General features: G+C 37.7%; 13 protein-coding genes. 8 read left to right on the plus strand and 5 right to left on the minus strand.

Features of this window, described 5'->3' with window-relative positions; genetic code table 11:
- Positions 1 to 5 precede the first annotated feature (5 nt).
- The 4 genes from CVT13_RS01845 to yajC are packed head-to-tail and all read right to left on the minus strand — an operon-like array spanning position 6 to position 3,180.
- Positions 6 to 344: a DUF6394 family protein gene (locus CVT13_RS01845; RefSeq protein ID WP_021090699.1), complete on the minus strand. Its 339-nt coding sequence runs from the start codon at positions 342 to 344 to the stop codon at positions 6 to 8.
- 9 nt (positions 345 to 353) lie between these two features.
- On the minus strand, positions 354 to 1,325 hold the full coding sequence (secF, locus tag CVT13_RS01850) for a protein translocase subunit SecF (RefSeq protein ID WP_103589472.1): 972 nt from the start codon (positions 1,323 to 1,325) through the stop codon (positions 354 to 356).
- Positions 1,326 to 1,327: 2 nt separating this feature from the next.
- Positions 1,328 to 2,908, minus strand: coding sequence for a protein translocase subunit SecD (gene secD, locus CVT13_RS01855; protein ID WP_107811413.1), 1,581 nt, complete (start codon positions 2,906 to 2,908; stop codon positions 1,328 to 1,330).
- Positions 2,908 to 3,180, minus strand: coding sequence for a preprotein translocase subunit YajC (gene yajC / locus CVT13_RS01860; protein ID WP_021090619.1), 273 nt, complete (start codon positions 3,178 to 3,180; stop codon positions 2,908 to 2,910). The genes secD and yajC overlap by 1 nt, the downstream gene beginning before the upstream one ends.
- On the opposite strand from yajC, the gene CVT13_RS01865 reads away from it, so the two are divergent.
- Positions 3,156 to 4,448 (plus strand): apolipoprotein N-acyltransferase, encoded by a 1,293-nt coding sequence (locus CVT13_RS01865; RefSeq protein WP_199907263.1) that lies wholly within the window; start codon positions 3,156 to 3,158, stop codon positions 4,446 to 4,448. The two genes, yajC and CVT13_RS01865, sit on opposite strands and share 25 nt — an antisense overlap.
- Before the next feature lie 41 nt (positions 4,449 to 4,489).
- Here the strand turns inward: CVT13_RS01865 and metK are convergent, their stop codons facing one another.
- The gene (gene metK / locus CVT13_RS01870) at positions 4,490 to 5,695 is read right to left on the minus strand and encodes a methionine adenosyltransferase (protein WP_107811415.1); all 1,206 of its coding nucleotides are present in this window, start codon (positions 5,693 to 5,695) and stop codon (positions 4,490 to 4,492) included.
- Positions 5,696 to 5,832: 137 nt separating this feature from the next.
- Between metK and sstT the strand changes: the two genes are divergently transcribed.
- From sstT to CVT13_RS01905, 7 genes are all read left to right on the plus strand, one after another.
- Positions 5,833 to 7,200 carry a serine/threonine transporter SstT gene (gene sstT, locus CVT13_RS01875; RefSeq protein WP_413784293.1) on the plus strand — a complete coding sequence of 456 codons (1,368 nt, stop codon included), beginning with the start codon at positions 5,833 to 5,835 and terminating at the stop codon, positions 7,198 to 7,200.
- Between the two features lie 87 nt (positions 7,201 to 7,287).
- The gene (locus tag CVT13_RS01880) at positions 7,288 to 9,009 is read left to right on the plus strand and encodes a M3 family oligoendopeptidase (protein ID WP_107811416.1); all 1,722 of its coding nucleotides are present in this window, start codon (positions 7,288 to 7,290) and stop codon (positions 9,007 to 9,009) included.
- Between the two features lies 1 nt (position 9,010).
- The gene (locus tag CVT13_RS01885; protein WP_107811417.1) at positions 9,011 to 9,460 is read left to right on the plus strand and encodes a hypothetical protein; all 450 of its coding nucleotides are present in this window, start codon (positions 9,011 to 9,013) and stop codon (positions 9,458 to 9,460) included.
- A 51-nt stretch (positions 9,461 to 9,511) separates the two neighbouring features.
- Positions 9,512 to 11,581: an ATP-dependent helicase gene (locus tag CVT13_RS01890; protein WP_107811462.1), complete on the plus strand. Its 2,070-nt coding sequence runs from the start codon at positions 9,512 to 9,514 to the stop codon at positions 11,579 to 11,581.
- Entirely contained in the window at positions 11,578 to 12,399 is an 822-nt protein-coding gene (gene truB, locus CVT13_RS01895) for a tRNA pseudouridine(55) synthase TruB (protein WP_107811418.1), read from the plus strand. The genes CVT13_RS01890 and truB overlap by 4 nt, the downstream gene beginning before the upstream one ends.
- Entirely contained in the window at positions 12,393 to 12,623 is a 231-nt protein-coding gene (gene csrA, locus CVT13_RS01900) for a carbon storage regulator CsrA (protein ID WP_021090864.1), read from the plus strand. Before truB ends, csrA begins: the two co-directional genes overlap by 7 nt.
- Positions 12,620 to 13,363 (plus strand): 4-(cytidine 5'-diphospho)-2-C-methyl-D-erythritol kinase, encoded by a 744-nt coding sequence (locus CVT13_RS01905; RefSeq protein ID WP_107811419.1) that lies wholly within the window; start codon positions 12,620 to 12,622, stop codon positions 13,361 to 13,363. Before csrA ends, CVT13_RS01905 begins: the two co-directional genes overlap by 4 nt.
- Positions 13,364 to 13,376: the final 13 nt, after the last annotated feature.

Consider the following 13,376-nt stretch of genomic DNA (forward strand, 5'->3'; position numbering starts at 1 on the left):
TTCTCCTAAAATTCTTCTTGAGCTTTGCTTGATTCTATTAAAACCAAGGCTAGTGAAAATATATTTGCGATGACTGCGCCAATAGCCAACGAATAGCTAAGTGTTATATTTTCAGAGACTTGCAAAATAACAAAAGCTGGTATAAGGTGTAAATCAGCAACCAGCGAACTTGCAAAAAGCTCAGCTGAGAGTAAATTTTTAACACCGATCTTAAGTAGCGTTGAAACCAAATTTATACTAGCTGCCACAAAGAGTGCAATCTCGTTTTTATCATATAAAAACTCCGCCGTGGTCGTAAGACTCATCAGCGCAAAAAATATGTAGATAACTTTTCCCCAGTTCATTATCCCTCCTTACACAACACCTTTCTCAAACATAGCACGCTCTTTTTCGCGCTCTTTTTTTATCTTTTGTTTTTCAGTCTCTCTGCTTCTAAAATGCTCGATGCTAAATTTAAACCAGATAAGAAACGGCGAAGAGATGTAGATCGAGCTGATCGTTCCTATGACAATACCAACGATAAGAATAAATGAAAATCCATGTATCATATCTCCACCAAATAAAAATAACACTAGAACTGTCATCATAGTAGTGGCTGAAGTTAAGATAGTCCTTGAAAGTGTGGCTGAGACTGACTCATTGATAACGCCCTCGATATCAGTTCTCTTACTCTCTTTAATGCCTTCTCTGATCCTGTCAAAAATAATGATCGTATCATTTAGAGAGTAGCCAAGCACTGTTAATACAGCCGCTAATGTATCCAAATTTACATCAATATTAAATAGCGAAATAGCACCAACAGTTATAACTATATCGTGAATTTCAGTTGCGATCGCAGCAAGCGCAAATCTCCACTCAAATCTAAATGTGATATAGATCAATATTCCAATTAGTGAAATTCCAAGAGCCATTAGACCTTTTTCTCTAAGCTCATCACCAACCTTTGGTCCAACGATATCAACACGTCTTACTTCAAAATTTCCAGTATCTTTTAAAATTTGCTTTATCTCAGTACCAATGTCGCCAGTTAAATTTGAGCTTGAACCTGAAAATCTAATAACGGCCTCATCTTCGCTTCCAAACTCAGTAACAGAGGCGTTTTTAAGCACCTCATTTGTGCCAAAAGCATCACGAATTTTATCAAGTGGCGCTTTGGTGTCGTATTTTAGCTGAATAAGCGTACCGCCAGAGAAGTCAATGCCGTAGTTTAACCCCTTTGTAGCAAGTAAAACAATAGAGCCAACAAATAAAAATATAGAAAATGCTAGTGAAGCAAATCTAAAACGCATAAAATCATAAACTTTTGCTTTAGTAAAAATTTGCATCATTAGCTCCTTTTATAACCAAACCAAAGTCTGGTATTTCCACTTTTTTCTATCTTATCCATAGCAGCATCAAACATGCCATGAGTACCAAGTATAGCTGTTAGCATCGAAGCCATGATACCTATTGCCATTGTTACTGCAAAGCCTTTAACTGGACCAGTACCATAAGCGTAAAGCACCGCAACTGTGATGATAGTAGTTAAGTTTGAGTCAATAATCGCACTCATAGCGTGCTCATAACCCTTTTGCACAGCTGTCCTTATCGCTACACCTTCACGCAAAAGCTCACGTATACGCTCATTTATGATGACGTTTGCATCAACAGCCATACCGATCGTTAGCACGATACCAGCCATACCAGGTAAAGTAAGCGTCGCTCCAAAAAGTGCCATCACAGCGACTAATATAACGACATCTGCAACTAGTGCAATATTTGCAAAAATTCCAGAAATTCCATAATAAACTAGCATAAATAACACGACTAAGATAGATCCAGCAGCAAGTGCTACCATACTTTGGTTGATACTCTCTTGTCCCAAAGATGGACCAACGCTTCTTTTTTCCAGCATCTTAACAGGGGCTAAAAGTGCACCGCTTCTAAGAGCGATTGCTACGTCGTGAGCCTCATCAAGAGTAAAGCCGCCACTAATCTGACCACTACCGCCACCTATTCTTTCATTTATAACAGGAGCTGAATAAACTTTGCCATCAAGCACAATAGCAAGCCTTTTGCCAACATTTGCACCAGTAAAATCACCAAAAATTCTAGCGCCCTCTGAGTTAAGAGTGAAATTTATAATAGGTAAGTTATTTTGCTGAGAAAATGCAACCTTTGCATCAGTTAGCATCGAGCCATCAAGCACTGGGATATTTTTAACGACATATTTTACACGGTCATTTTTAGCATCTTTAAAGATCACATCGCCGTAGCTCTCAGCTTCAGCCTCACTCATTGTATTAGCCTGATCTTGTCTTTTATCATCAACTGCCATAAGCTGCAAGTGAGCAGCCTTTGCGATAAGATCTCTTGCTCTTTGTTCATCCTCTTCAGTCTTTATACCAGGAAGCTCAACTAGGATATTATCTTTGCCCTGTCTGGCAACAGTTGGCTCAGCTAGACCAAACTGATCGAGTCTGTTTCTAATAGTTTCAACAGCTTGCGAGATCGCATATTCGATCGTATCCACTCTTTCTTGTTCTGTTAAAGATATGCTGTAATTTAAACCATCTTTTTTGATATCAAGCCCCTTTATCTCAGCTAGTGCTTTATCTACTTTTGGAGCTTCGTCGCCATCAAGAAGAGTAAAGTCAATGTTCTCTTCTTTAATCTTAAATTTATCAATTAACACATCTTCTTTTTTAGCATAATAACTTATACTTCCAGCTATTGATTTTATTTTTGAGTGAATAGCTTCGCTCGTTTCAACACCAAGCAGCATATGAAGGCCGCCTTGAAGATCAAGGCCAAGTGAAATTTTAGCTCCACTTTGTGTTTGAAAAAAAGATGGCACCGAAAAGCCAAAACCAAAAATCAAGGCTAATATTAAGATAATTAGCCTATATGTGACTCTTGCGTTACGCATTATTTATCTTCGATCTTTTTAGCTACAAACTCGCGTGCTATGCGAACGATTACATCATCGTTAAGTTTAACTTTGATAAAATCATTTTCGGCTTTAATCACTTCGCAGATAAGTCCGCCATTAGTTATTATCTTATCACCTTTATCAAGAGCTGCGAGCATTGCTGCATGGGCTTTTTGTTGTTTTTGTTGAGGTCTAATAACCAAAAAGTAAAATATGGCGAAAAGCACAACAAGAGGTAGTAATGATGTTAAAAAATCAGCGTTTTGCATGGATTTCCTTATTTGTAAGATTTTTAAATGGGCATTTTAGCACTAAAATTATAATAAAAGCCTTTGTCGGTGCTTTTTTGCTCTCCAACTTTATTTTTTTAAGCCTCTTTGAAAATTTACTCTTAAATTTTATCTCGCCATTTTTAACTTTGACCGGAATTTACATCATCATAAATTTAAGCAGAGCTGGTTTTTTCGCAGCTGGATTTTTCACAGGAATTTTGTGGTTTTATTGGATCAGCTTTAGTTTTATCTACTATGAGCTCGTTTGGCTTATACCGTTTGTCATTCTCTTTGTAGCATTTGTTTACGGATTTATGTTTTGGATAGCCTCTTTCCCAAGTTTTGTAGCACTTAGAGCCATTTTGCTATTTTTAATAAGCTACGTGCATCCATTTGGCTTTAACTGGTTTAACCTTGAAGCGACACTTGTTTTAGGCGCTTTTGAGCCAAGCACTAGAGGGCTTATATTTATATTTTTAGCAGCTATTTCTTTGAGTTTAAAAGGTAAAATTTTAAAATTTATCCTAGCTTTCATCTGCCTCATCGCCGCTTTGCAGTTTAAAAGTAACGAAGCAAAGACTCTGCCATTTGACGTGGAGCTAGTAAATACCAATGTCGCTCAAAGAGTGCGCTGGGATAAAAGCTTGCGCATGAAATTTACAAATGAAAATTTAGACTTGATAGGCAGCGCCATAGCCGAGCAAAAACGCCTTATCGTCCTTCCGGAGAGCGCATTTCCGTTATTTATGACAAATGAGCCACTGCTTATTGATGAGCTAAAAGAGCTTTCAAAAAAGATAACTATCGTAGCTGGTGCGCTTGCCTATGAAAATAAACAAATTTATAACTCTGCATTTTTGTTTCAAGATGGCACTCTAAGGCGAATGGATAAGAAATTTTTAGTACCATTTGGAGAAGAAATTCCTTTGCCAAAATTTATGCAAGACGCAGTAAATAAGCTATTTTTTGGCGGAGCTAGTGACTTTAAAATGGCTGAAAATTTTAGCGACTATGAGATAGACGGAGTAAAAATTAGAAACGCTATCTGCTATGAAGCGACAAAAGAGGAGCTTTATAAGGGCGAATTTGACGTGGTTGTCGCTATCACAAACAATGGCTGGTTTGTGCCAAGCAGTGAGCCTGTGCTTCAAAGAGTGCTTATAAAACACCTTGCTACAAAGTATAATAAAGCGGTCTATCACAGCGTAAATGGCTCAAAAAGTGAGATCATAAAGCCTAAAAAAGCATTTTGGGATGAGTTTTAAAAGAAATTTAAAGTGGCTTTTATATAAAGCCACTTTTTTGATTATTTTTTTAGTAAAGCCTTGAAAGTATCAACCGCATCAAGCTTTTCCCAAGGGTATTTTGCATTTCCCACTTGACCTTTTGCAGCTACTTTTGCATATAAAAATGTCTCTTTACTTGGCTTATCAAGACCAAATTTATTTGTTATCCAGCGAGGTGTTAGAGAAAAATGCTCGCTTACAAAATTTGAAAGCATATCGTCATTTACGCCGTTTGCGTGAGTTCCCATAGTATCAACACTAACTGAAGTTGGCTTTGCAACGCCTATTGCATAGCTTATCTGAACGATACACTTTTTGGCAAGGCCAGCTGCGACTATGTTTTTAGCTATCCAGCGCGCTGCGTAAAGTCCGCTTCTATCAACCTTTGTGTAGTCCTTGCTTGACTGAGCGCCACCACCTATCGGACTATATCCGCCAAAGCTATCGACGATTAGTTTTCTGCCTGTTAGACCGCTATCGTGAAGTGAGCTGTGATTTACATATCTGCCTGTTGGGTTTATGTAAATGATCGTTTTTTCTTTATTATATAGCTCTTTTGGAAGACCAGTTTCGTCTATTAAATTTTGAATTAGTGTGCGAAGCTCTTCTATCTTCATAGTCTCCACGCAAGGTGCAGAGACGACGATAGTGTGGATACTTTGAGGTTTGCAGTTTTCAAAGTTATCTTTGCTACCGTAATCAATCGTAACTTGTGTTTTTATATCAACGCCAAGTTTATCAGGGTTTGCTTTGGCAAATTTATATACTTTTTCACAAAGCATTCTTGCGTAAGTTATAGCTGCAGGCATAAATTCTTTCGCCTCGCAGCTTGCAAAACCAAACATGATGCCTTGATCGCCTGCTCCGATCTCGCCACTACTTTGATCAACACCTTGATTTATATCTGGGCTTTGTTGATTTATGCAAACTTTAACCTCAATATCATCTGGATGCAAGCACTGCTCTTTTGTGAAATTACTCTTTCCATCATATCCGATATGCGCAAGAGCATCTTTTACGATCTTTTCATAGTCTTTATAAGAGAGCTTTACCTTTGAGTTTATCTCTCCACCTATTACTATGTTTTTCCCAGCTACAAAAACTTCGCTTGCAACACGACCATTTGGATCTTGTGTCAAAATAGTATCCACTATGCTATCAGCGATTATATCAGCACATTTATCTGGATGACCCGGACTTACAACTTCAGAGGTAAATAGATACATTTTTATCCTTTTATTAACTAAAATTTTGTGCAATTGTAACAAATCTATTTAAAAGGCTTATTAATCTTTATCAAATTCTTTATATTTAAAAATTGTTTAGCTAAAATCAACAAAAAACTAATTTATTAAGGTGTCAAATGAATATGCTTAAAAACATAGCAAGAAGATACGCCGACGGAAATTTGATAGTTCAAATTTTAGTTGGTATCATCCTAGGTGCCCTAGTTGGCTTTTACACACACTACGAAGCAGCTCCTTATAACAAGATCTCAGCTAAAATTCAAACTATTCAAAACGAAAGTGGTTTGAGCGTAGATGAAGTTATAAAAACTCACCTTAGTCAAGATGAAGCCAAGCAGCTAAGCGAAGCCAAAGAAAAAGCTAGTTCAGCCGATTCTATCGCAGCTTCAGCTTCAGTTTTAGGCGATTTATTCAAAGGTGCTTTAAAAGCTATCGCACCAATTCTTGTCTTTGTTTTAGTGGCGACATCCATCATTTTAAGAGATTTTGGTCATACAAAAGGTATGCAAAAGATCATTACACTCTATCTAATTGGTACATTTTTAGCAGCCGTTGTTGCAGTTATTGCTAGTTTCTTATTCCCAGTGGAGCTTTCTTTAAAAGGTCTTTCAAGTGCTGATATGTCAGCGCCTCAGGGAATTACCAATGTTTTAAAAGATCTCATTTATAAAATGGTCGAAAATCCAATAAACGCCCTTGCAAATGGCAACTATATAGGCATCATCACCTGGGCAGTTGGTAGCGGTATAGCACTTAGAAATTCCACAGCTGAGACCAAAAAAGTATTTAAAGACATAAGCGATGGTGTAACTCATATTGTTAAATTTATCATTAGACTAGCTCCATTTGGTATTTTTGGCATGGTAGCTATTAGCATTCATGAAACTGGATTTGAGGTACTTGCAGGATATCTAAAACTAATTTTAGTTCTTGTTGGGGCAATGCTTGTTGTCGCATTTATCATCTACCCAGCCATGGTTTTTGTATTAACTAGAAAAAATCCTTATCCACTTGTCATGATCTGCCTAAAAGAGAGTGCTATTTCAGCATTTTTTACAAGAAGCTCAGCCGCAAACATCCCTGTAAATATGGCACTTTGCAAAAAGCTTGGTCTAAAAGAGGAGCTTTACTCTATCTCTATCCCACTTGGAGCTACCATAAACATGGGCGGTGCGGCAGTTACCATTAGTATCCTAGCGCTTACCGCGGTAAATTCTATCCCATCTATCACAGTTACATTTGGCGATGCGCTACTTCTTTGCTTTATCTCAGCTCTTGGTGCATGCGGCGCTTCAGGTGTGGCTGGTGGCTCACTTCTTCTAGTGCCATTAGCGTGCGGTCTTTTTGGCATCAGCAATGACATAGCAATGCAGTTTGTTACAGTTGGCTTTACCATTGGTGTTATCCAAGATTCAGTTGAAACCGCATTAAATAGCTCATCTGATGTACTTTTTACAGCCGTAGCTTCAGAGACTTCAAACTAATATTCATAAAATTTCAGCTAAATTTTGGCTGAAATTTTACTTTTATCCATTTTTTTGTAAAATATCCCAAAAATTTAAAGGATAAATATGCAAATTTGGGATCTAAAAGCACTTTTTGCAAACGAAAAAGAGTGCGAGCAAAACGTACTAAATTTACAAAAAGAGTGCGAGAAATTTAAAGATAAATACCTAGAAAATTATGAAAATTTAAAAACAGACGAGTTTTTAAAGGCATTTGGCGAATATGAAAATTTGATAGCTAAAATTTCAAAAGTAATTACTTACGCTTTTTTAAATTTTGCCAAAGATACAAGCAAGGGCTCATTTTACGCAAAGATCGATGAGATAGCAACAAAAGCGAATGAAAATTTGATATTTTTTGAGATCAAATTTAATGAGTTTAGTCCTAGAAAACAAGAAGAAATCATCAAAAGCTCCAAAAAATATGGCTACTATCTAAGCAATCTCGCTAAAGCAAAACCGCACCAATTAAGCGTTGCCGAAGAAAGGGTACTACTTCGCACTGCTAGCACTGGAGCTGAGGGCTTTTCAAGGCTTTTTGATGAGAGCATGAGCAAGATGAGGTTTAAATTTAAAGGCGAGCTTTTAAATGAAGAGGAAATTTTAGCAAAGCTTCATGACAACGACCAAAGCGTGCGAAAACTAGCTGCCAAGAGCCTTTCAAACGAGCTTAGCAAGCACCAGCACCTTCTTGGCTACATATATAATATGATAAAAACTGATCTAAAAACGAGCTGCGAGCTGCGAAATTTCAAGCTTCCTGAAGAGCCAAGACACCTTGAAAATCAAATCACCAAAAAAAGCGTTGATTCGCTCATTGCCGTAACAGAGAAAAATTTTGACCTAGTTGCTAAATTTTACGAGCGAAAAAAAGAAATTTTAGGCCTTAAAAAGCTTTATGACTACGATAGATACGCGCCTCTTAGCAGCGAGGGGGAGTATAAATTTGATGAGTGCAAAAAGATAGTTTTAAAGGCGTTTGGGACATTTTCACCTAAATTTGGCGAGATTGCCAAAAGTGCCTTTAGTGACGGCTGGATTGACGTTTATCCAGCACCAAACAAGCGAGGTGGCGCGTTTTCTCACTCAGGATCAAGCGACACGCATCCTTATGTTTTGCTAAATCACACCAACCAACGAAGAGACCTTTTCACGCTAGCTCACGAGCTTGGCCATGCCGTGCATCAAAAACTCTCATATAATGTAAGCTACCTAAACTCAGACACTCCGCTAACCACGGCTGAGACGGCTTCGGTCTTTTGCGAAATGCTAGTTTTTGATCACATTAAAGACGGCCTTAGCAAAAAAGAGAAAATTTCACTGCTTGCTGGTAAGATCGAGGATATATTTGCCACACTTTACCGCCAGATAAATTTCACCACATTTGAGCGAGCCGTGCACGCACACGAGGGCGAGATCAGCCTAGATGAGCTAAATAAAATTTGGCTAAAAGAGAGCAAAAAGATGTTTGGCAAAAGTGTCACGCTAAATGACTACTACAAAATTTGGTGGAGCTACATCCCGCACTTCATCCACACGCCATTTTACTGCTACGCCTACTCTTATGCGCAGCTTCTTGTGCTTGCACTTTTTGGACTTTACAAAAGCGGCAAATGCGAAAATTTTGTAGAAATTTACACCGAGTTTTTAAGTCTTGGCGGCAGCCTTAGCCCAAAGGAACTTGTAGGTAAATTTGGCTTTGACATAGATGATAAAAATTTCTGGCAAATCGGCATAAACGAGGTTAAAAAGCTAGTAGATGAGTTTTTAGAAATTTCAAAGGATTAAGATGTTAGACGAAATTTTAGATGATGAGAAATTTTCACTTTTGATGAAGATGCACGTCTATGAGTGCATTGATTTTTTGCTTGAAAAAGGGGTAAATTTCTCAGTTATGGCAAATTTACCGCTAGTTAGCTTTGAGCCAAGCCTGCCAGATGAGATAAGTGGAAGCTTTAGCATGCCAGTCATTATGTTTTCACTTGGCGGCTATACGCTTGAGAGTGCGAGGCTAACGCAAGATGAGCTTAGCTTTGAGGCTGGCTTTGGTAGTGAGAATTTTGCCTCTGTGGTCTCTTTTCCACTTGGTGCAGTAGTTCAAATTTTGGTTGAAAATAGCCCGATCCTTGTAAATTTTTCTATTCATAAGCCCAAAGAGAAGCAAGCAGACCGTACAAAAAAATCAGTTTCAGTCTTTTTGCAAAACCCAAAAAATAAAGATATATTTAAGAAAAAATAGTAATTTTAAGCATTTTTGGTTAAAATCAAAAGAAAATTTAAAAAGCAAAAAATGGAAAAATTACTATCAAATTTAAACGAATCTCAGTGCGAAGCAGCTACTCATATAGATGGTCCGATGCTCATACTTGCAGGAGCTGGTAGTGGCAAGACAAAGACCATCACAACTAGGCTTGCCTACCTCATCGGCGAGGTCGGTATAGACGCGGCAAATACACTAACTCTTACTTTTACAAACAAAGCCGCCAACGAGATGCGTAGTAGAGCCATGGCGATGCTAAGCCAAAGCGGTAAAAACTATTCGCCGCTACTTTGCACATTTCACAAATTTGGACTTTTGTTTTTAAAACTCTACATTGAAAAGCTTAGCAGAAAAAATAACTTCGTCATAATCGACACAGATGATAAAAAACGTATCATCAAAAGCTTTGAAAGTCCAGTCGCAACTGCAATTTTGTCAAGTGAAATTTCAAACTATAAAAACTCACTTTTAAGCGTCGAAGAGGTCTATAAAAACGCAAATTTCTCTTCATTTGACAAGAGCAAAGATAACTTTTACAAACAAGCTGCTCAAATTTATGAAAAATATGAAGATTATCTCAAAACAAATAATCTTGTTGATTTTGACGATCTGCTGGGGCTTACATATAAAATTTTAGACGAAAATGAAGATCTTGCTAGAGAAATTTCAAACCGATACAAATACATAATGGTCGATGAGTATCAAGACACAAACGACCTTCAGTATAAACTGCTAAAAAAGCTCTGTCTATGCCACGAAAACATCTGCGTCGTAGGCGATGATGACCAGAGTATCTACGGCTGGCGTGGCGCAAAGATTGATAATATCTTAAATTTCAAAGATCAGTTTAAAGATGTAAAGATCATCAGACTTGAGAAAAACTACCGCTCAAGCGAGGCGATACTAAAAGCTGCAAATGAGCTGATAGATCATAACCGCAACCGCCTTGGTAAGAAGCTTGTGGGTACAAAAGGCGAAGGCGAGGCTGTAAATTTGATAGAGAGCTTTGATGAGAGCGTCGAGGCTGGCAAGATCGCAAAATGCATAAAAGAGCTCTTAAGCAAAGGCGTGCAGGCAAAAGATATCGCGATCTTATACCGCATAAACGCGCTCTCTCGCTCGCTTGAAGATGGGCTAAATAAAGAGCAAATCGCCTATAAAATGGTCGGCGGAGTTAAATTTTACGAAAGAGCCGAGATCAAAGATATCATAAGCTACCTAAGACTGATAAACAATCCAAGCGATGATTTTTCAATAAGGCGCATCATAAACCGCCCAAAACGAGGACTAGGCAAAGTTAGTCTTGATAAGCTTGAAAAAATGGCATTTGATGGCAAAATTTCTATCTTTGAAGCGATCTCAAATATCTCTGATAACGACGAAGCTTTTAGCAAAAAGGTAAAATCAGCCCTTCTTGAGTTTGCAAACAACCTTAAAGAGCTTCAAGAAAGCAGCTCGGTTTTTGACCTGATAGATAAATTTGAAGCAAAATTTGGCGTGAAAAAATACTACGAGAGCTTGCCAGATGGCGCTGAAAGAGCGGCAAACATCGACGAGTTTTACGCTGTTTTAAAAGATCAGATCAAGCAAAATCCAGGCTTTGATCTGGAGGAGTTTTTAAACGAGATCACGCTAACAAGCGAGCAAGACGGCATTAGCGACGAGGCTATTAGCATTATGAGCGTGCACGCGAGCAAGGGACTTGAGTTTGAGCACCTTTTTGTGATCGGCCTTGAAGAGGGATTTTTTCCGCTCATTGGCGATGGTAGCGACATCGAAGAGGAGCGCAGGCTCGCTTACGTGGCAATAACAAGAGCCAAAAAAACTCTTAGCCTAAGCTTTGCAAATTCGCGCTTTTACAAAGGTCAGCGCACAAGGCTAAATAAAAGTAGATTTTTAAGCGAGAGTGGTATCACGCATGGCTCGCTGGTTATCGAACAGAGCAATGAATTTAAAAAAGGCGACCTTGTTAAACATAAAATTTTTGGTATCGGCAGGGTGAGTGCGGTTAGCAAGATCAAAAAAGAGTTTAAGCTAACTATAAATTTCGGCGGCAATGTAAGAGAAATAATGTCAAGCTTCGTGGAAAAGGCCGTATGAACGCCATCTTCGTGGCAAACAAGCCTGCTGGCATGAGCTCAAATCACTTTTTAGGACGACTAAAGAGAAAGTATGGCGTTAAAAAGGCTGGATTTTCAGGCACACTTGATCCATTTGCTAGCGGCTGCCTAATAGTCGCTTTTGGATCGTATACGAAATTTTTTAGATTTTTAGATAAAAGTCCAAAAGTCTATGAAGCTACGATCTGGCTAGGGGCAAGTAGTCCTAGCATGGATAATGAAAATATCAATGAAATCTCAAATGTAAAAGAGATAAATTTAGAAAAACTAGAAGCCATAAGAAGTGAGCTGACTGGCAAGATAAGCTACATCCCGCCAAAATTTAGCGCCAAACATGTAAATGGTACAAGAGCCTACAAGCTAGCTAGAAATGGCGAAGAATTTGAGCTAAAGACAGAAACGATGGAAATTTTTGATAGCCAAATTTTAAACTATTCGCATCCATTTTTAACCATTCGTCTAAGCGTAAGCGAAGGAAGTTATATCCGTTCGTATGCAGAAATTTTTGGAAAAAAGCTTGGTTATAATGTAACTTTAAGCTCATTAAAAAGGATAAGTGAAGGCAAATTTTGCTACGAAAATGAAAAATTTTTGAATATTTGTGATTTTTTAAACATTCAGAAAAATACATACTTTGGGGATATAAACGATATCCTTGATGGTAAGAAATTAAAAATTAACGATTTTGAAACACAAAAGCAAGGAATTTATTTGCTAAATTATGATAAATTTATGAGCGTAATCCAAATCACGGATGATACTATAAATTACACTCTAAATAAGGTTGAAAAATGTTAATCCTAGCAAGAAAAGAAAATGAAGAAATTTTAATAGGAAATGACATAAAAGTTGTCATAGTAAATATTTCAAAAAATACCGTTAAACTCGGTATCGAAGCACCACGAAATACAATGATACTAAGAAGCGAACTAGCAAATGATATCAAAAACGAAAATATCCATGCCACAAAAACTGCAAGTGAAGCCGATATCCACGAGCTAGCAAAAAAAATCGAGAAATGAAAAGCTTTGCAAAGATCAATGTCTTTTTGAAGGTAGTTGGCACCAGAGGCAACTACCACGAAATTTTATCGCGCTTTATCCTCTGTGAGCAGCTTTTTGACGAAATTTATTTTAAAAAGTCAGATTCTTTTGCCATAGAATGCAATAACCACGATATAAAAGATAACATCATCCAAAAAGCGGTAGATGAGCTAAAAAGAGCTGGCTTTTCAAACGAGCTCGACGAGTTTTTTAGCTCTCATAAAATCATCATCAACAAAAATATTCCAATAGGTGCGGGCCTTGGTGGAGGTAGTTCAAACGCTGCCACCTTTTTACTAATGATAAATGACGAGCTAAATTTAAATATAAAACGCGAGAATTTGATGCAGATTGCTGCCAAAATAGGTGCAGATGTCGCTTTTTTCGTAAGTGGCTACAAGGCAGCAAATGTAAGCGGTATAGGTGAGATCATAGAAGAATTTGATGACGAAGTGCCGGATTTAAATATCTTCACGCCAAATATTTTTTGCTCTACGCTGATGGTTTATCAAGAATTTAGAAGCAATTTCTTACAATACATAGACGTCAATGCTGCAAAAAAGATGCAAAATTTAAAAAGTAAAGAGCTACTTGAAATTTATAAAAACGAGGAGCTAAACGATCTTTTTGCCCCATGTTTCAAGCTCTATCCACAGATGAATGAGTTTAAAGATAAATTTCTAAGCGGCAGCGGCAGTAGCGTATTTAGCGTAAAATAAAAGGTAAAATTTT

The organism is Campylobacter concisus (assembly GCF_003049085.1).
Taxonomy (GTDB): Bacteria; Campylobacterota; Campylobacteria; order Campylobacterales; family Campylobacteraceae; genus Campylobacter_A; species Campylobacter_A concisus_H.

Coding starts and splice junctions, on each gene's coding strand:
- CVT13_RS01880 (WP_107811416.1), top strand. CDS start 7,288: ATGCAAATTTGGGATCTAAAAGCACTTTTTGCAAACGAAAAAGAGTGC.
- CVT13_RS01845 (WP_021090699.1), bottom strand. CDS start 344: ATGAACTGGGGAAAAGTTATCTACATATTTTTTGCGCTGATGAGTCTT.
- sstT (WP_413784293.1), top strand. CDS start 5,833: ATGAATATGCTTAAAAACATAGCAAGAAGATACGCCGACGGAAATTTG.
- CVT13_RS01885 (WP_107811417.1), top strand. CDS start 9,011: ATGTTAGACGAAATTTTAGATGATGAGAAATTTTCACTTTTGATGAAG.
- CVT13_RS01865 (WP_199907263.1), top strand. CDS start 3,156: ATGTTAAAAAATCAGCGTTTTGCATGGATTTCCTTATTTGTAAGATTT.
- secD (WP_107811413.1), bottom strand. CDS start 2,908: ATGCGTAACGCAAGAGTCACATATAGGCTAATTATCTTAATATTAGCC.
- CVT13_RS01890 (WP_107811462.1), top strand. CDS start 9,512: ATGGAAAAATTACTATCAAATTTAAACGAATCTCAGTGCGAAGCAGCT.
- CVT13_RS01905 (WP_107811419.1), top strand. CDS start 12,620: ATGAAAAGCTTTGCAAAGATCAATGTCTTTTTGAAGGTAGTTGGCACC.
- yajC (WP_021090619.1), bottom strand. CDS start 3,180: ATGCAAAACGCTGATTTTTTAACATCATTACTACCTCTTGTTGTGCTT.
- csrA (WP_021090864.1), top strand. CDS start 12,393: ATGTTAATCCTAGCAAGAAAAGAAAATGAAGAAATTTTAATAGGAAAT.
- secF (WP_103589472.1), bottom strand. CDS start 1,325: ATGCAAATTTTTACTAAAGCAAAAGTTTATGATTTTATGCGTTTTAGA.
- metK (WP_107811415.1), bottom strand. CDS start 5,695: ATGTATCTATTTACCTCTGAAGTTGTAAGTCCGGGTCATCCAGATAAA.
- truB (WP_107811418.1), top strand. CDS start 11,578: ATGAACGCCATCTTCGTGGCAAACAAGCCTGCTGGCATGAGCTCAAAT.